This is a genomic window from Mesorhizobium sp. LjRoot246 (genome assembly GCF_964254115.1).
Lineage (GTDB): Bacteria > Pseudomonadota > Alphaproteobacteria > Rhizobiales > Rhizobiaceae > Mesorhizobium.
Map to the genome: position 1 here is coordinate 1,445,299 of NZ_CAXUSN020000001.1, position 15,826 is coordinate 1,461,124.

The window sequence follows — 15,826 nt, forward strand, 5'->3', positions numbered from 1 at the left end:
ATGGCCAGTGTTGGAAAGATTGCCCGCCGCACGTTTCTGATTGGCGCGGCCGCCATCGCGGGCGGCGTCGCCGTCGGCTACTACTATTACCGCAAACCTTTTCCGAACCCGCTCGAGGCCGAACTCGGCAAGGGCGAGGCGACCTTCAATCCCTATGTGAAGATCGGTGCCGACAACACCATCACCATCGTCGCGCCGCGCGCCGAGATGGGACAAGGCATTTCGACTACGCTTGCCGCCATGGTCGCCGAAGAGCTCGATGTCGGCCTCGACCGGGTCAAGGTCGAGCACGGGCCGGCCTCCCATGCCTATTACAACGCTGCGATCCTCGAAGAGGGCGGCCCGTTCGCCTTCTTCGACGAGAGCATGACGGCGCAGGCGGTGCGCTCGGGCCTCGGTGTGGTCGGCAAATTCCTTGCCTTGCAAGGCACTGGTGGTTCGGCTTCGACACGCGATGGTTTTGACAAGATGCGGCAAGCGGGCGCGGCCGCCCGACAGATGCTGATCGCTGCCGCGGCACAAAAACTGGGTGTCGCCGCCGCCGATCTGGAAACGGCCGACGGTTCGATCCTGCACAAGGCATCCGGCAAGTCGCTGACTTATGGCGCGGTTGCTGCCGCCGCTGCCGCGATGGCGCTGCCTGCAGAAGTCAAACTCAAGGACCGGACCGACTGGAAGCTGCTTGGGAAGCCGCAAAAGCGCATCGACATGCTGGCCAAGGTCACCGGGGCGCCGATCTTCGGCATCGATGTCAGGCTGCCGGACATGCTCTACGGTACTGTCAAGATGAGCCCGCGCTTCTGGTCAAAGCCGGTCAAGGCCGACCTGACCAAGGCCGAAAAAATGCCCGGCGTGATCAAGATCGTGCCGCTCGAGACGAATTACGGCCATGGCTTCGGCATCATCGCGGAAAATACCTGGGCGGCGTTCAAGGCGGCCGAGGCGATCGACGCCCAGTGGTCCGATCCCGAATATCCGCTCGGCAGCGCCGCCATATCCGATGTGCTGAAGCACGCGCTTGGCACCAAGGGCTCGGTGATGCGCGACAATGGCGATGTCGACACCGCCTTTGCCGATGCGCCGCGCGAAAGGATCCTCGAGGCCGATTATGCGGTGCCCTATCTGGCGCATGCGACGATGGAGCCGATGAACGCCACGGCACAGTTCAGGGACGGCGCGCTCGACATCTGGTGCGGCAACCAGGCGCCGACCCTGGTGCGGCAGCTTTGCGCCAACGCGGTCGACATCGAGCAGGACAAGGTCACCGTGCATACAACCTTCATGGGCGGCGGTTTCGGCCGGCGCGTCGAGGTTGATTACGCGCTGTGCGCCGCGCTGATGGCGAAGGAGACGGGCGGGCGCCCGATCAAAGTGACCTGGACGCGTGAAGAAGACATGCGCCACGACGCCTATCGGCCAGCCGCAATCGGCAAATTCCAGGCGCGGCTCGGCGACGACGGCATGCCGGTCGCCGTCGACATGAAGATGGCCTCTCCATCGGTGATTGCCGGCACGTTGCGGCGGTTGTTTCCCTCGATATCGCCGCTCGGTCCCGACAAGACCATTGTCGATGGCGCCTATGACCAGCCCTACACCATCCCGAATTACCGGGTCAGCGGTATCGCGGCGCCGGTCTCCATCCCTGTCGGCTCCTGGCGCTCGGTCGGGAGTTCCGTCAATGGCTTCTTCCATGAGGGATTCATGGACGAGATCGCCGTTGCCGGAAAAATTGATCCGGTCGAGATGCGCAAGAGACTGATGGCCGCCTATCCCTCGGCGGTGAAGGTGGTGGAGAGAGTCGCCGCGATGGCGAAATGGGGCGAGGCGCTGCCCGCCGGCAAGGCCAAGGGCATGGCCTTCACGCTGTCCTTCGGCAGTTGGGTCGGCGAGATCGTCCAGGTGGCGGACACGCCGGCCGGCATCCGCATCGAGAAGGTGTGGATCGCCGCCGATGTCGGCACCGCGCTCGATCCTGGCATCATCGAGGCGCAGCTGATTTCCGCCGCCATCTACGGCCTGTCGGCCGCGATGGGTCAGGAAATCACCTTCGCCGACGGCATGGTCGAACAGTCGAACTTCCACGATTTCGACGCCATGCGCATCTTCCAGTGCCCGGTCTTCGAAGTCGCCATCCTGGAGAACTTCCACAAGATGGGCGGCGTTGGCGAGGTCGGCACGCCGCCGGCGGCTCCGGCGCTCGCCAACGCCATCTTCGCGCTTACCGGAAAGCGCATCCGCACGCTGCCGCTGTCGAAAGCGGTGGCCTTCGCATGAAGAAGCTCCTCATCATGCTGACGCCTGCTGCCATGCTTGTCTTGGCAGTGCCGTTCGCAATCGCGCAAGAGAACCAGACGCTGGTGCCGGTAATGGTCGACGCGGCGAAAGGCCTGTCCGAATGGGACAAGATCTATGCGGTGTTCTCGCATCCGCGCTGCGCCGACTGTCATGTCGCGGACGAGCGGCCGCGCTGGTCCGGTGCGCATTATGGCGGCATCCGCGTTCACGCCTTCAATGTCCAGCGCGGTGCCGACGGATCGGGCTTCGGCAATCCTGGCCTGCGCTGCACGACCTGCCATTTCTTCAGCAATTCCAATGCATTGCACGGGCCGCCCGGGGCCGAGAACTGGCATCTGGCGCCAGCCGAGATGGCCTGGTTCGGCAAATCCTCGGCCGAAGTCTGCGCCCAGATCAAGGATACCTTGCGCAATGGCAACCGTAGCTTGAAGGATATCGCGTTGCATGTACGCGACGACAAATTGGTGGCCTGGGGCTGGGCGCCGGGATCGGGTCGTGAACCGGCTCCGGGCTCCGCCGAAGCAACCTATCAAGCAATCGAAACCTGGGCTGCGGCGGGCGCATCTTGTCCGGTGGCGCAATGATCTTGCAACTTTCGGACTATATTGCGGTGCAACTTTGATGTAGAAGCGCGCTTCGCCGATCACGGCAAATTGAACACGGCCCGGCGCGCACCCATATCGGCGACGCGCCCGCGTTATGAGGACGCTGGCCGAACCCGCAGTGGAAAAAACGACGATGAGATTCAGGTTTCACAAGCTTGCAGCCGTTGTTGTGCTGATTGGTTTCGCGGCCTGGATGGCGACAGGCGAGTTTTCGTCGGTCGGCAGCGCAGCGGCGGACAAAGCCAAGGCAGCCGAAGTCGAGCAGGGCAAGGCGCCTGACACGAACAAGCCCAAGGCGGCGGAAGCCGAGCCGAAGGCGCCGCTGCGCACCGTCGCGGTGGTGACGCCGCCGCGCAAGACCTATGCGCGCGCCATCCGCATTTCCGGGCTTACCGAAGCCGACAAGCGCGCGGTGCTCGCAACCCGTGTTGCCGGCGTCATCGACAAGCTGCCTGTCAAGCAAGGCGATCACGTCAAGACCGGTGATCTGGTGCTAATGTTGGCGGCGGAAGAAAAGATCTCGATGGTCGACAACGCCAGGCAGCTCGTGGTGCAGCGCCAGGCCGAACTGGACGCAGCCCTGCGGCTGATGAAGACTGGCAATTTGCCGAAGCTGCAGCTCGACACCGCGCGCTCGAACCTGACCTCGGCGCAGTCGCTGCTGGATACGGCACAGGCCGAACTCGACCGCAATGAGGTGAAGGCGCCTTTCGACGGCGTGATCGACCGGGTGCCGGTGGAACTTGGCAGTTCCATCATGCAGGGCGGCGAGGTGGCAACCATCCTCAAGCTCGATCCGGTGATTGCCCGCGGCGAAGTCAGCGAACGCGACCTCGGCTACCTGAAGCTCGGCGACAAGGCCACTATACGGCTGGTCAGCGGCCAGAACGTCGAAGGCACCGTGCGCTACATCAGCCGCGACGCCTCGTCGGCGACCCGCACCTTCCGCGTCGAGGTGGCGATCCCCAATGGCGACGGCTCCGTGCCGGCCGGCATGACGGCGGAAATCGCGCTCAACGCGCAACCGACCGACGCGGTCCTTTTGCCGCGCTCGGTGGTGACGCTTGGCGACAAGGGCGACCTCGGCATCCGTGCCGTCGGCAAGGACAACAAGGTGGCGTTCTTCCCGATCGACCTCGTCGACGACACGCCGACCGGCCTCGTGCTCGGCGGCATCCCGGCCGACGCGCGCATCATCGTCGCCGGCCAGGAACTGGTGAAGGAAGGCGACCTGGTCAACCCGGTCGAGGCCGACCAGGCGACCATCAAGAAGCTGCTGGGCGAGGCGACCGCCGGCACCCAGTAGCGTAGCACAGGTCGCGACGGACTAGCCCTGGGCGGGGACAATCGGCTGCGACGCAGCTCGTGAAAATTCAAGAACAGGCGTTGGCCATGGATATCGTCAGACTCGCAATCAACAATGCCCGCCTGACCATCTCGGTGCTGGTGTTCCTCATCCTGGCCGGCGCGGTCGCCTATCAGTCGACGCCAAAGGAAGCGGAGCCCGACGTTCCGATTCCGATGATGTATATCAGCTTGATCTATCAGGGCATTTCGCCTGAGGATTCCGAGCGGCTGCTGTTGCGGCCGATGGAAAGCAAGCTGAAGAACCTGAAGGGCCTCAAGGAAATGCGTTCGGCCGCCTTCCAGGGCGGCGGCTACGTGCTGGTCGAATTCCAGCCGCAGACCAACCTCGCCACGGCGCTGCAGGACACGCGCAGCAAGGTGCAGGACGCCAAGGCCGACCTGCCGCAGGCAGCCGAGGAGCCGACTGTCAACGAAGTCAACATTTCCGAGTTTCCGGTGCTCGTCGTCACGCTGTCGGGCGAATTGCCCGAACGCGTGCTGACCGCCGCTGCGCGCGAACTGCGCGACCGCATCGAGGAGGTGCCCGGTGTTCTCGAAGGCTCGCTGCAGGGTGCACGCGACGATCTCGTCGAAGTTGTTATCGACCCGATGAAGCTGTCTTCCTACGGGCTGCAGCTCGACCAGCTGATCGGTGCGGTCGGCAACTCCAACAGTCTGGTCGCCGCCGGCAACATCGAGGGCTCGGAAGGCAAGTACGCCGTCAAGGTGCCGTCGCTGATCGAGACGCCGGAGGATGTCGCGGCACTGCCGGTGGTTGCCGGCCCCAACGCCGTCGTCCAGGCCAAGGACATTGCCACGATCCGCTCGACCTTCAAGGATGCCGAGACGGTGACGCGCCTCAACGGCAAGCCGGCCATCGCCATCGAAGTCAAGAAGCGCATCGGCTCCAACCTGATCGACACCATCGCCAAGGTGCGAGAGGTGTCCGACGAGTTCGTCAAGTCCATGCCTCAAGGCATGAACGTCACCTACACGCAGGACAAGTCGGTCTTCGTCAACCAGCTGCTCGGCGATCTGCAGAACCATGTGATGATCGCAGTCATCCTGGTGTTCATCGTCATCCTCTATGCGCTGTCCGGCCGTGCCTCGTTGCTGATCGGGCTTGCCATTCCGTCATCCTTCCTGATCGGCATCCTGCTGCTGGCGATGATGGGCTACACGATCAACATGATCGTGCTGTTCAGCCTGATCCTTGCCGTCGGCATGCTGGTTGACGACGCCATCATCGTCACCGAGTTCGCCGAGCGACGGATGAGCGAAGGCATGCCGAAGGAGGAAGCCTTCGCGCTCGCCGCCAAGCGCATGGCCGGTCCGGTCATCGCCGCGACGATGACGCGCATCGCTGCCTTCTCGCCGCTGTTGTTCTGGCCGGGCATCATCGGCGACTTCATGAAATACATGCCGATCACGCTGATCGTCACGCTGTCGGCCTCGATGCTCTATGCGCTGGTGTTCGCGCCGACCTTGGGTGCGATCTTCGCCAAGGCGCCGCCGCATCACGAGGATGACAATCGCGACGGCTGGTACATGTCAATCGTCAAGCAAGCGGTGCGCTTCCCCATCACCGTGCTGGTGCTGACCGTCGCGCTGCTGTTCGGCGTCGGCTTCGCCTATTCGAAATACGGCGCCGGCGTCGAGTTCTTCCCGAATGTCGAGCCGGATTACGGCCTGCTCTACGTGCATGCGCGCGGCAATCTTTCGCTGGCCGAAATGGATACGGCGACCAAGATCGCGGAAGACAGGCTGCTCGGCTGGCCGGGCGTGAAATCGGTCTACACCCGCGTCGGCAAGACGCAAGGCGGCGGTCAGGACATTCCCGAAGACGTCGTCGGCGTCATCCAGTACGAATTCATCGACTGGCGCGAGCGCAAGTCGGCGAACCACATCCTGGACGATCTGCGCGGCGTTATGGCCGGCATTCCCGGCGTCGATGTCGAGGTGCGCGTGCCGGAGGCCGGTCCGCCGACCGGCAAGCCGATCCAGATCAGGCTTTCGGCCGTCGACCCCAAGGGGCTCGACGACAAGGCCCGTGCTGTCGCGGCGCGCATCGGCAAGGTTCCTGGCGTCATCGACATTTCCGATGGCCTGCCGCCACCCGGCGTCGACTGGGCGCTCGCGGTCGACCGCGCCAAGGCGGCGCAATACGGCATCAGCCCGACTTCGGTCGGAACCGTGGTGCAACTGGTGACCAACGGGCTGAAGCTCTCGGAATACCGTCCAGCCGGCGCCGACGACGCCGTCGACATAAGGCTACGCCTGCCCGAGGACCGGCGCACTCTGTCGACACTCGACGAACTCAGGGTGCAGACCTCGCAAGGCTCGGTGCCGATCTCGAACTTCGTCGTGCGCAAGCCCGAACCGACGGTCGGCATCCTCAACCGCATCGACGGCGCGCGCACGGTAGTCGTCCAGGCCAACGTTGCCGCCGGCACCCAGGTCGCGGCCGTGCAGGAGCAGGTCACCAAGGCTGTCTCGGAGATGAATTTGGGCAGCGGCATCCGCTGGAAGCTGGCCGGCTCGAACGAGGACAGCGCCGAAGCCAGCGCCTTCCTCAGCAAGGCCTTCGGTGCGGCGATCTTCCTGATCTTCCTGGTGCTGCTGGCGCAGTTCAACAAGTTCACCAGCGTCTGGCTGGTGCTGTCCTGCGTGGTCATGGCGACGATCGGCGTGTTCCTCGGGCTGCTGATAACAGGCGAGACGTTCGGCATCGTCATGTCGGGCATCGGCGTCATCGCGCTCGCCGGCGTGGTGGTGAACAACAACATCGTGCTGATCGACACCTATGACCGGCTGCGCGAAGAGGGCTGGGACAAGGTCGAGGCGGTGCTGCAAACCTGCCGCGAACGCGCCCGTCCGGTGGTCCTGACGGCGGTGTCGGCCATTCTCGGCGTGCTGCCGATCGCCTTCGGGCTCGGCCTCGAAATCTTCCATCACGAGACGACGATCAACGCGCCTTCGACGCAGTGGTGGATTTCGCTGTCTTCGGCGATCGTCTTCGGCCTTTCGTTCGCCACGGTGCTGACGCTGGTCGTGACGCCGTCAATGCTGATGGTGTTCACCCGCGCCAAGGTCAAGCCGGGCGCACGGCGCGGCTTGATCAGCCGGCTGTTCCGCCGCGGCAAGGGCGAGATTTCCTCGACCGACGCGCCGGGGCAGGAAGCCGGAGCAGAGCCGGAGATTGCCTTTCCGAAGGCCGCCGAATAGCCCCCTTGCCAATTTGACCGGCAAAGGCCGCCCGGAACAACCGGGCGGCCTTTTGCATTGTTCTTCCCAAGAGCAATGCCAAGCATTGTCTCGGGGGCAACAAAGCGTTGTCACCGGAGCAACGCAAAGCATTGTGCTGGGAGTTTATCATGCCGATCACCACCATCGTCATCATCATCCTGATCCTTGTCCTCATTGGCGCGGTGCCGGCCTGGCCGCATTCGCGCTCCTGGGGTTATGGGCCGTCGGGTATCGTCGGCGTCGTGCTGGTGGTGCTTCTGATATTGCTGTTGATGGGGCGGCTCTGAGCCGGCTTTCTGGACGGAGAAGAGACTTTTCAGGGAAAAGATATCCTCGATGTGAAGAGGCGGGCGGGCAAGCCATGGCTGTGCCGCCGCTGTGCCTGTCAGGCAACTTTCGCAACGGCGCTCACGGTAGCGATGCCGATATCTTCGAGAGCTTCACGGACCGCCTGGTCCCGTGGCGTATGCGGGATCTCGCCGATAATGTCTTCCAGGCGCATTGAAGCCAGTTCGTGTGACTCGAAGCGAAGATAGGACATCGAGACGATCTCGCGCCACATCGCCACGAACGGGCTGCCGGCACGCAGCACCCACCAGGCCATCGAGGTCATCTTGAGCGGGCGGCCGACCGCCTTTTCAGCAGCGGCCCTGAGTTCGAGATCGGTGACCGGGTGACCCGGGAAATTCAGCGCCTCGTAGAAGCCGAGCTTGTCGAGATTCTTGGCCAGTGCGACGAAGCCCACGGCGAAGTCCGGCAGATAGGCCCATTCGTGCACCAGGCTGGCCGGGCCGGGCGCCGTATAGACGCCATTGCCGATCTTGGCGGCGACGACCAGATCGAACCACGAGCCGCTGCCGGTGCCGCCGAAGAAATCGCCAGCCCGCAGAAGAATGGTGCGGACGCGGCCCGCGTCGGCCTCGCGGCGAAACAGGTCTTCCATGGCGACGCGGATGCGCCCCTTCTCGGTCGTCGGGCGGAAAGGCGTGTCTTCCGTGATCACCTGCGGCATCGGCGAGCCGTAATTGTAGACGGTGCCGGGAAAGAGATGCAGCGCGTTGTTGGCATGGCAAGCGGCCATGACGTTTTCGGCCATCGGCATGCACTTGCCCCAGTCCGTATAGATCGGGTTGAGGCCGTTGAAGATGATGTCGACACCCTCCGTTGCGCGGATGAGCGCTTCCCGGTCGAGCGCGTCACCCGCAACGGCCGTAGCTCCCTTGAGTTCGATTGGCAGCTTGCCGTTGCGGGTAATAGCGCGGACATCATAGCCGGCGTCGATGAAGGCCCTGGCGACCACGCGGCCGAGCCGGCCATTGGCACCGAGAATTGCGATCTTGGTCATTGGAAGTACTCCTGGGTTCGGATTTGCGTGGTCGGTTGGGGATCAGCGACAAGCGCGATCGAGATCAGCGGTTGCCGAAGAGGTCGCGGCTGCCGCCCTGTGTGACCGGCTTCTGGACGGCTACGTCCGACTTGCGGATCGAGGTGGTGATCGTGCTGTCGGTGCTGGTGACTGCCGGCTGACTGGCATTGTTCGAACCAAATTTGTCGCTGCCGGCAAAAGCGGTGGCCGTAGCGATGAGGATGGCGGCGGCGGCGAGTGCGATCTTGTTCATTTCTGGTCTCCTTGTTGGTGTTTGCAGCTTGTTGGTCTTGCAGTCCGAATATGATCGCCTCATCTCCGAATGGAAATTGACTATGAATGGGATTCTGATATTCAAAAATGAATGAGTGAAATCGACTGGAACCTGATCAAGAGCTTCGTCACCGTGGCGGAAACCGGCAGCCTGTCGGCGGCAGCGCGAAAGCTCTCGGCCAGCCAGCCGACGCTTGGCCGTCACATCAGCGAGCTCGAACAGGCGCTTGATATCACGCTGTTTCGGCGTGGGCGGCGCGGCTATGAACTGACGGAAGCCGGCAGCACGCTGTTCGAACGCGGCAAGGCGGTCAGCGAGCAGGCAGCCGCCTTTTCACTGCTGGCGCTGGGCTCGGTCGAGGCAATCGAAGGCACGGTGCGCATCGCCGCCAGCGAGGTGGTGGCGGCCTATGTGCTGCCGGAGATGACGATGCGGCTCGGTATCGAAGAGCCCGGCATCGAGGTCGAGATCGTTGCTTCCAACCAGGTCGAAAACCTGCTGCGTCGCGATGCCGACATCGCCATCCGCATGGTTAAGCCGGCGCAGAACGAGCTGATGTCGCGCAAGGTCTGCGACATCGAGCTTTGCGCCTGCGCGGCGAAATCCTATCTCGACAGGCGCGGCCGCCCGCTGAAGCCAGCCGATCTTGTCGACCACGATTTGGTCGGCTTCGACCGCAGCGACGACATCATCAGGGGCTTTACCCAGTATGGCATTCCGGTCACCCGGAGCAGCTTCCGCTTCAGGGCCGACAACCAGATGGTTTTGTGGGAAGCGGTACGGGCGGGAAACGGCATCGGTCTTGGCCAAGAGCCGCTGGTCGACCGGCATCCGTCGATGGAGAAATTGCTGCCGGGCCTGCCTTTGCCTGTCCTGCCCGTGTGGCTGGCGATGCACCGCGACGTGCGCGCCAGTGTGCGCATTCGCCGCGTGGCGGATTTTCTCTACGAGGAGCTGAAACGCTATTCGGCTGGCGCTGGCGCGAATTCGGCGCGGTGAGCGAGCCCGGCCATCAGCAACACGACGATCAGCAGCCCCGACATGGCGATGAAGATCGGGCCGAAGCTGGAATGCTCGGCAACGAAGCCGATCGCCGAAGGTGCCACCAGAATGCCTGAATAACCCATGGTGGTGACGACGCTCATGCCGGTGCCCGACGACATGCCCTCCTGGTTGCCGCCGGCCGAAAAGATGATCGGCACCATGTTGGCGATGCCGAAGCCGCACAAGGCAAAGGCGGCGATCGCGAGCCAGGGCGAGGGCGATAGCCCGGCGATCAGCATGCCGGCGGCCGCGACGACCGCAGAGCCGCGTAGCGTCGTCACCGCGCCGAAGCGGTTGCGCACGCCGTCGCCGAAGAAGCGCATGATCGCCATGACACCGGAAAAGGCAGCATAGGCGAGACCGGCGACAGCAAGGTCGGCGCCAAGTTCCTGCCTGAGATACAGCGCTGCCCAGTCAAGCACCGCTCCCTCGGAGATCATCGTCAGTAGCGCCATCAGGCCGACGAGGTAGACCAGCGGGTTCGCCGGCAGCGTGAATTTGTGATGTTCGGTCGCCTGCGGCCTGTCCTCACCGACTAGATGGCGAACAGCCACCGCGATCACCGCGAAGGCGAGGGCTGTCACCGCCGCCGCGTGGGCGAGGTGGCCGTAGTGCTGGATGGCAAAGCCGCCGAGGCCGCCGCCGGCGAAACCGCCGAGACTCCAGAAGCCATGCGACGACGACATGATGGCGCGGAAGAGCCGTCGTTCGACCACCACCGCATTGGCGTTCATGGCGACGTCCATGCCGCCGATCGAGCCGCCGAAGATGAACATGGCGATGGCTGCCAGCGGCACGTTGGGCGCCAATGCCACAACCAGCAGGCCGAGGCTGCCGCAAAGGCCGAACCAGCGCAGCACGGTGCGCGAACCATGTCTGGAGATCAAATGGCCGCACCAGGTCATGGCGGCGACGGCGCCGGCGCCGAACAGCAGGATCAGCAGGCCGAGCGTGAATTTCGAGATGTCCAGCCGGGTCAGGAACACCGGAATCTGTGGCGCCCAGCTGCCGGTCAAGAAGCCGTTGGCGAGGAAAATCGCCGCCACGGCCCATCGTCCGCGAATGGCAGTCTGCATGACGTCTTGGGCGCGCATCGAAACGAATCCGGTCAAAAATGGCTTTTCGCTGCAAATTAGATCGATTCAATTTCCAGTCAAGCGCTCTTTCGGGAAAGCATTTGGGCCAAACAGAGAATTGGAGCCGAAAGAGAGGGCGCCTGCCGACAGTTGAACTAATGGTCCTTGGGGCGCCTTGCCTCGAATTCGGCCTTCTTGGCGTCGGAGGCCTCGGTCTGGTTGAGCGCCTGCCATTGCGCATACGGCATGCCGTAGACGATCTCGCGCGACTGGTCCTTGGTGAGATCGACGCCCTCGGCATTGGCCGCCTCGCGATACCAGTTCGACAGGCAGTTGCGGCAGAAGCCGGCCAGGTTCATCAGGTCGATGTTCTGCACGTCGTTGCGCTCGCGCAGATGTTCGACCAGCCGGCGGAAGGCGGCCGCCTCGAAATCGCGTTGCTGCTCGTCGCTGAGTTCGGTCATCGAAACCTCCGTCATAGCGGCCCGGTGCGCGAGCCGAACATCTTCACCACATGTATATCGGGACGGCGGTCGATGGCGTCAACGATCGGCGCCAGCCGGTCGGCCCAGGCGAGCGCGCCCTTCTGGTCAGCGATCAGATCCTGGCGGATTTCGATCAGCGCATGGGCGAAGCCGTTGACGATGGCGTGTTTGTACATGGTGTCGCCACGCAGCGCACCATCATAGGGTTCATTGTCGCCGACGACGAGATTTTTATCCTCGGCCAGCATGTCGATCAGGGGTCGTGCCACGCGATCGTCCAGGTCCCACAGGATGCCGACATGCCAGGGACGCTGGCTTCCTTGCATGGTTGGGGTGAAGGAATGTACCGAGAAGATGAAGGGTACTTGAGCGGAGGCCTGCGCTACCGAGGCGATCATGGCGCCGACGGCGTCGTGATAGGGCCGGTAGAAGCCATCAAGCCGCCTTTCGCGCTCCTCGGCGGCGATGGGGTAGTTCCCCGGCACGACGGTGCCGTCATAGAGCTGGCGGATGAGCGTAGGATCGTCCTCGCCGCGATTGGGATCGATCAGCAGGCGCGAAAAATTGGCGAGCACCGCCGGCACACCGAGCAGCGCTGCCAGTTCGCGCGTCACCGCTTCGACACCGATATCATAGGCGATGTGGCGGTCGAACTCCGCCGCCGGCAAGCCGAGGCTGCCATACTCATCGGGCAGGTCGCGGCGGGCATGATCGCCCAGGAGCACGATGCCTCGCTTGCGGTCGCCCTCGATGATGTCGAAAGGCGCGAAAACTGTGGATCGGGTCATCGGTGGGAAATGGTCTGTTCGCTGGCTTCGGGGGAGGGTGCTATCGTCATTCCATGAAGACGACGCTTGCGCAATGCCGTTGTTTGGCCAAGGTTTCCCGGGAAATCTGGCAGGGGTCGGCGAATTATGCGCCGGAGCCTTTCTAAATCGATTGGAATTGAACAAAACGGTGCGTTGACATGCGCCCGGACTTTTCCCAAAAGGGGCGCAGAGAGATGCTGATGTGGTTCTTGAGGGGTTTTCGGATGGGTTCCGCCGGCAGGCAGCGTAAGCGCTCCGCCTTTGCCATGCCGCTCCTCACCCTTGCCGTGGGCCTGTCGGCGATGGTCATGGCCCCGCCGGCGCGTGCCGATTTCCGCGTCTGCAACGCCACGCAGAACCTGGTCGGCGTCGGCATCGGCTATCGCGCCAAGGCCGGCTGGATCACCGAAGGCTGGTGGCACATCGAGGGATCGAGCTGCAAGACGCTGATCGAAGGGCCGCTGTCATCAAGGTTTTACTATCTTTATGCAGAAGACGCCGAGCGCGGCGGACGCTGGGACGGCCCGATCAACATGTGCGTGGCTGAAAAAGAGTTCAAGATCGCCGGCGTAACCGACTGCGTCGCCCGGGGCTTCCAGCGCGCCGGATTCCAGGAATATGACACGGGCGAACAGGCAAGCTGGATGGTCCAGCTGACCGATGAGTCCACAACGGGAGGCGCCCCAGCCGCCCCGGGAACAAACAGTCAATGAGACGTAGCCGCAAGGTCAAGATCCTAGCCACCATCGGTCCGGCCTCCTCGTCGGAGGAGATGCTGAAGAAACTGTTCGAAGCGGGCGCCGATGTGTTCCGCATCAATATGAGCCACACCGATCACGAGCTGATGCGCACGCTGGTCGGACGCATCCGCACCGTCGAGGAGGCGGTTGGCCGGCCGATCGGCATCCTGGCCGACCTGCAAGGCCCCAAGCTGCGCGTCGGCAAGTTCGCCAATGGCAAGGAAGTGTTGACGCAAGGCCAGACCTTCACGCTCGACGACAATCCCGAGCCCGGCACCTCGACCAGGGTTTTTCTGCCGCATCCGGAAATCCTGAGTTCGGTCGAAGCCGGCCATCGCCTGCTGATCGACGACGGCAAGCTCGAGCTGAAGGCGGTGAAGAGCGACGGCAAGTCGATCGTCTGCACCGTCGTCGCCGGGACCACGATTTCCGACAAGAAGGGCGTCAGCCTGCCCGACACCGACCTGCCGGTCGGCGCGCTGACCGAGAAGGACCGCAAGGACCTCGATGCCGTGCTGGCGACAGGCGTCGACTGGGTCGCGCTGTCCTTCGTGCAGCGGCCGGAGGATCTGGCCGAGGCACGCAAGATCGCGCGCGGCAGGGCGCTGATCATGGCCAAGATCGAAAAGCCGCAGGCCGTCGCCCGGCTGGCCGAGATCATCGAACTGTCCGACGCACTGATGGTCGCCCGCGGCGATCTCGGCGTCGAGATGCCGCTCGAGGCGGTGCCAGGCATCCAGAAGCAGATCACGCGCGCCGCACGCCGCGCCGGCAAGCCGGTGGTGGTTGCAACGCAGATGCTGGAATCGATGATCACAGCGCCAGTGCCGACCCGCGCCGAGGTGTCCGATGTTTCGATCGCCGTCTTCGAAGGCGCCGATGCCATCATGCTGTCGGCGGAATCGGCGGCCGGCGCCTATCCCGTCGAAGCCGTGGCGATGATGAACCGTATCGCCACCAAGGTCGAAACCGACCCGACCTATGCCGGCATCATCAATGCCCAGCGCTCCGAGCCGGAAGCGACCGGCGCCGACGCCATTTCGCTGGCCGCGCGCGAGATCGCCGAGACGCTGAAACTGTCGGCGATCATCACCTACACGGCATCAGGCACCACTGGTCTGCGCGCCGCGCGTGAGCGTCCGCAGGTGCCGATCATCGCGCTGTCGCCGATCCTCAACACGGCGCGGCGTCTGTCGCTTTTGTGGGGCACGCATTGCGTCGTCTCGCCCGATGCCGTCGACCTCGACGACATGGTCAATCGCGCCTGCCGCATCGCCTTCGACGAAGGCTTCGGCAAGCCGGGCGACCGCGTCATCATCACCGCGGGCGTGCCGCTGCGGACACCGGGTTCGACCAACATGCTGCGCATCGCCTATATCGGGTCGGACACGCAAGTCAGCCGCTAGATTCCCCGGGCGGGATCAAGTCGGCGCGAGTTCGGCCTGCGGTTCCTTGATATCGACGCATCTGCCGGCGCCATAGGCGTCGCCGGCGATGCGCGCCTCCACGGTCCTGGCCATCGCCTGCAGGTCGATCTCCCTGCCGGCGACCTTCTCGATGGCGCCGACGACGAGGTCGGGCGCGATCCAGTCCGGCTTGTGACCGAGATTGTGCACCCAGACGAGTTCGGCGCCGGGGATGTCGCGCACAAGGCCGACTGAGTGAACCTGCGCATAGACGACCTTGTCGCGATCGCCTGAAATGACCACGGTCGGCGCCTTGATCTCGGCGTAGTGCGGTGCTGCGCCGACGGCATAGCGATAGAGGCCGGCGACATCAGTGGCGTTGGCGCGAAAGGCTGTCGGGCGCAGCACCAATGGGATCGAGGCCGTGCTGAGATAATTGTCCGGCACCTTGTTGGGCGAGAAGACACAGGTGGTGGCGTCGGTCATCTGCAGCGTTCCGGCCGAGTAGGTCAGCGTCTCGGAAAACAGCCGGCCGATCACCGCCATGGTGGTCAGATCGTAGTACCAGGACGTTGCGCCGCCCGGCCATGGGTGGGTCGCCGGTGCGAGGAAGACCAGGCCAAGTGTCTTGTCGGGATGCTCGCGGCCAAAGGCCGTCGTCACCGCGCCGCCGAAGGAATGGCCGACGATGACAGCCTTTTTCATGCCGAGACGGTCCATCAGCGCGGCAATGGTGTTGGCCTGCGCCGACGGGTTCTCGTTGTCGCCGGGGCCGCGCCCCGACCAGCCGTGGCCCGGCCGGTCGAAGAACAGCATTTCGGCGCGTCCTTCGAGCTCCGGGCGCAGCGGCACCATCTGGTCCCTGAGATTGGCGCTGGCGCCATGGATGAAGACGATCGCCGGCAGCGCGGCATTGGCGGGCGCCGGAACATGGACATAGTGGATGCGGGCGCCGTCGATGTCGGCGAATTCACCGACCGACGGGTTGCGGCGCTCGATCAGCCATGAGCCGACGCGGGTGACGCCGACAAAGGCAAAGACAAGCGCCATCAGGAAAGCAAAAGCGGCGTAGACCAGGTTCATGGGAGAGATACGGGGTGGAGAGGGATAAGTTGTAGGGGAGTAGGGGAGTA

General features: G+C 63.8%; 14 protein-coding genes. 8 read left to right on the top strand and 6 right to left on the bottom strand.

The genetic code is table 11. The features are described 5' to 3' along the window. The 5 genes from ACSQ3L_RS06830 (at nucleotide 1) to ACSQ3L_RS06850 (ending at nucleotide 7,780) form a co-directional block, all read left to right on the top strand. Nucleotides 1-2,274 (top strand): molybdopterin cofactor-binding domain-containing protein, encoded by a 2,274-nt coding sequence (locus ACSQ3L_RS06830; protein ID WP_436159252.1) that lies wholly within the window; start codon nucleotides 1-3, stop codon nucleotides 2,272-2,274. Continuing rightward, nucleotides 2,271-2,879, top strand: coding sequence for a hypothetical protein (locus tag ACSQ3L_RS06835; RefSeq protein ID WP_436159253.1), 609 nt, complete (start codon nucleotides 2,271-2,273; stop codon nucleotides 2,877-2,879). The genes ACSQ3L_RS06830 and ACSQ3L_RS06835 overlap by 4 nt, the downstream gene beginning before the upstream one ends. Before the next feature lie 154 nt (nucleotides 2,880-3,033). Continuing rightward, nucleotides 3,034-4,206 (top strand): efflux RND transporter periplasmic adaptor subunit, encoded by a 1,173-nt coding sequence (locus ACSQ3L_RS06840; protein WP_436159254.1) that lies wholly within the window; start codon nucleotides 3,034-3,036, stop codon nucleotides 4,204-4,206. Nucleotides 4,207-4,292: 86 nt separating this feature from the next. Next, nucleotides 4,293-7,472, top strand: coding sequence for an efflux RND transporter permease subunit (locus tag ACSQ3L_RS06845; protein WP_436159255.1), 3,180 nt, complete (start codon nucleotides 4,293-4,295; stop codon nucleotides 7,470-7,472). Nucleotides 7,473-7,621: 149 nt separating this feature from the next. Beyond that, nucleotides 7,622-7,780, top strand: coding sequence for a DUF3309 family protein (locus ACSQ3L_RS06850; RefSeq protein ID WP_436159256.1), 159 nt, complete (start codon nucleotides 7,622-7,624; stop codon nucleotides 7,778-7,780). Nucleotides 7,781-7,878: 98 nt separating this feature from the next. Here the strand turns inward: ACSQ3L_RS06850 and ACSQ3L_RS06855 are convergent, their stop codons facing one another. Next, nucleotides 7,879-8,838 (bottom strand): SDR family oxidoreductase, encoded by a 960-nt coding sequence (locus ACSQ3L_RS06855; protein WP_436159257.1) that lies wholly within the window; start codon nucleotides 8,836-8,838, stop codon nucleotides 7,879-7,881. A 64-nt stretch (nucleotides 8,839-8,902) separates the two neighbouring features. Beyond that, nucleotides 8,903-9,112, bottom strand: coding sequence for a DUF680 domain-containing protein (locus ACSQ3L_RS06860; RefSeq protein WP_436159258.1), 210 nt, complete (start codon nucleotides 9,110-9,112; stop codon nucleotides 8,903-8,905). A 111-nt stretch (nucleotides 9,113-9,223) separates the two neighbouring features. Here ACSQ3L_RS06860 and ACSQ3L_RS06865 point away from each other — a divergent pair, with 111 nt between their 5' ends. Continuing rightward, on the top strand, nucleotides 9,224-10,132 hold the full coding sequence (locus tag ACSQ3L_RS06865) for a LysR family transcriptional regulator (protein ID WP_436159259.1): 909 nt from the start codon (nucleotides 9,224-9,226) through the stop codon (nucleotides 10,130-10,132). On the opposite strand, the gene ACSQ3L_RS06870 is transcribed toward ACSQ3L_RS06865, so the two are convergent. The 3 genes from ACSQ3L_RS06870 to ACSQ3L_RS06880 form a co-directional block, all read right to left on the bottom strand. Next, entirely contained in the window at nucleotides 10,096-11,271 is a 1,176-nt protein-coding gene (locus ACSQ3L_RS06870; protein WP_436159260.1) for an MFS transporter, read from the bottom strand. The two genes, ACSQ3L_RS06865 and ACSQ3L_RS06870, sit on opposite strands and share 37 nt — an antisense overlap. 137 nt (nucleotides 11,272-11,408) lie before the next feature. Then, a complete protein-coding gene (locus ACSQ3L_RS06875) occupies nucleotides 11,409-11,717 on the bottom strand; it encodes a DUF1244 domain-containing protein (RefSeq protein ID WP_013529201.1) in 309 nt (102 codons plus the stop codon). Between the two features lie 11 nt (nucleotides 11,718-11,728). Then, nucleotides 11,729-12,526 carry an N-formylglutamate amidohydrolase gene (locus ACSQ3L_RS06880; protein WP_436159261.1) on the bottom strand — a complete coding sequence of 266 codons (798 nt, stop codon included), beginning with the start codon at nucleotides 12,524-12,526 and terminating at the stop codon, nucleotides 11,729-11,731. Nucleotides 12,527-12,771: 245 nt separating this feature from the next. Here ACSQ3L_RS06880 and ACSQ3L_RS06885 point away from each other — a divergent pair, with 245 nt between their 5' ends. Both ACSQ3L_RS06885 and pyk read left to right on the top strand, forming a co-directional pair. Further along, complete coding sequence (locus tag ACSQ3L_RS06885; RefSeq protein ID WP_436159262.1) at nucleotides 12,772-13,260, top strand: DUF1036 domain-containing protein; 489 nt, start codon at nucleotides 12,772-12,774, stop codon at nucleotides 13,258-13,260. Beyond that, on the top strand, nucleotides 13,257-14,693 hold the full coding sequence (gene pyk / locus ACSQ3L_RS06890) for a pyruvate kinase (RefSeq protein ID WP_436159263.1): 1,437 nt from the start codon (nucleotides 13,257-13,259) through the stop codon (nucleotides 14,691-14,693). The genes ACSQ3L_RS06885 and pyk overlap by 4 nt, the downstream gene beginning before the upstream one ends. Before the next feature lie 15 nt (nucleotides 14,694-14,708). On the opposite strand, the gene ACSQ3L_RS06895 is transcribed toward pyk, so the two are convergent. Further along, entirely contained in the window at nucleotides 14,709-15,776 is a 1,068-nt protein-coding gene (locus ACSQ3L_RS06895) for an alpha/beta fold hydrolase (protein WP_436159264.1), read from the bottom strand. Nucleotides 15,777-15,826: the final 50 nt, after the last annotated feature.

Bases quoted from the DNA above. Each gene is read 5' to 3' on its own strand.
- pyk (WP_436159263.1), top strand. From the start codon at position 13,257: ATGAGACGTAGCCGCAAGGTCAAGATCCTAGCCACCATCGGTCCGGCC.
- ACSQ3L_RS06865 (WP_436159259.1), top strand. From the start codon at position 9,224: ATGAGTGAAATCGACTGGAACCTGATCAAGAGCTTCGTCACCGTGGCG.
- ACSQ3L_RS06850 (WP_436159256.1), top strand. From the start codon at position 7,622: ATGCCGATCACCACCATCGTCATCATCATCCTGATCCTTGTCCTCATT.
- ACSQ3L_RS06835 (WP_436159253.1), top strand. From the start codon at position 2,271: ATGAAGAAGCTCCTCATCATGCTGACGCCTGCTGCCATGCTTGTCTTG.
- ACSQ3L_RS06830 (WP_436159252.1), top strand. From the start codon at position 1: ATGGCCAGTGTTGGAAAGATTGCCCGCCGCACGTTTCTGATTGGCGCG.
- ACSQ3L_RS06880 (WP_436159261.1), bottom strand. From the start codon at position 12,526: ATGACCCGATCCACAGTTTTCGCGCCTTTCGACATCATCGAGGGCGAC.
- ACSQ3L_RS06845 (WP_436159255.1), top strand. From the start codon at position 4,293: ATGGATATCGTCAGACTCGCAATCAACAATGCCCGCCTGACCATCTCG.
- ACSQ3L_RS06895 (WP_436159264.1), bottom strand. From the start codon at position 15,776: ATGAACCTGGTCTACGCCGCTTTTGCTTTCCTGATGGCGCTTGTCTTT.
- ACSQ3L_RS06860 (WP_436159258.1), bottom strand. From the start codon at position 9,112: ATGAACAAGATCGCACTCGCCGCCGCCGCCATCCTCATCGCTACGGCC.
- ACSQ3L_RS06875 (WP_013529201.1), bottom strand. From the start codon at position 11,717: ATGACCGAACTCAGCGACGAGCAGCAACGCGATTTCGAGGCGGCCGCC.
- ACSQ3L_RS06840 (WP_436159254.1), top strand. From the start codon at position 3,034: ATGAGATTCAGGTTTCACAAGCTTGCAGCCGTTGTTGTGCTGATTGGT.
- ACSQ3L_RS06855 (WP_436159257.1), bottom strand. From the start codon at position 8,838: ATGACCAAGATCGCAATTCTCGGTGCCAATGGCCGGCTCGGCCGCGTG.
- ACSQ3L_RS06870 (WP_436159260.1), bottom strand. From the start codon at position 11,271: ATGCGCGCCCAAGACGTCATGCAGACTGCCATTCGCGGACGATGGGCC.
- ACSQ3L_RS06885 (WP_436159262.1), top strand. From the start codon at position 12,772: ATGGGTTCCGCCGGCAGGCAGCGTAAGCGCTCCGCCTTTGCCATGCCG.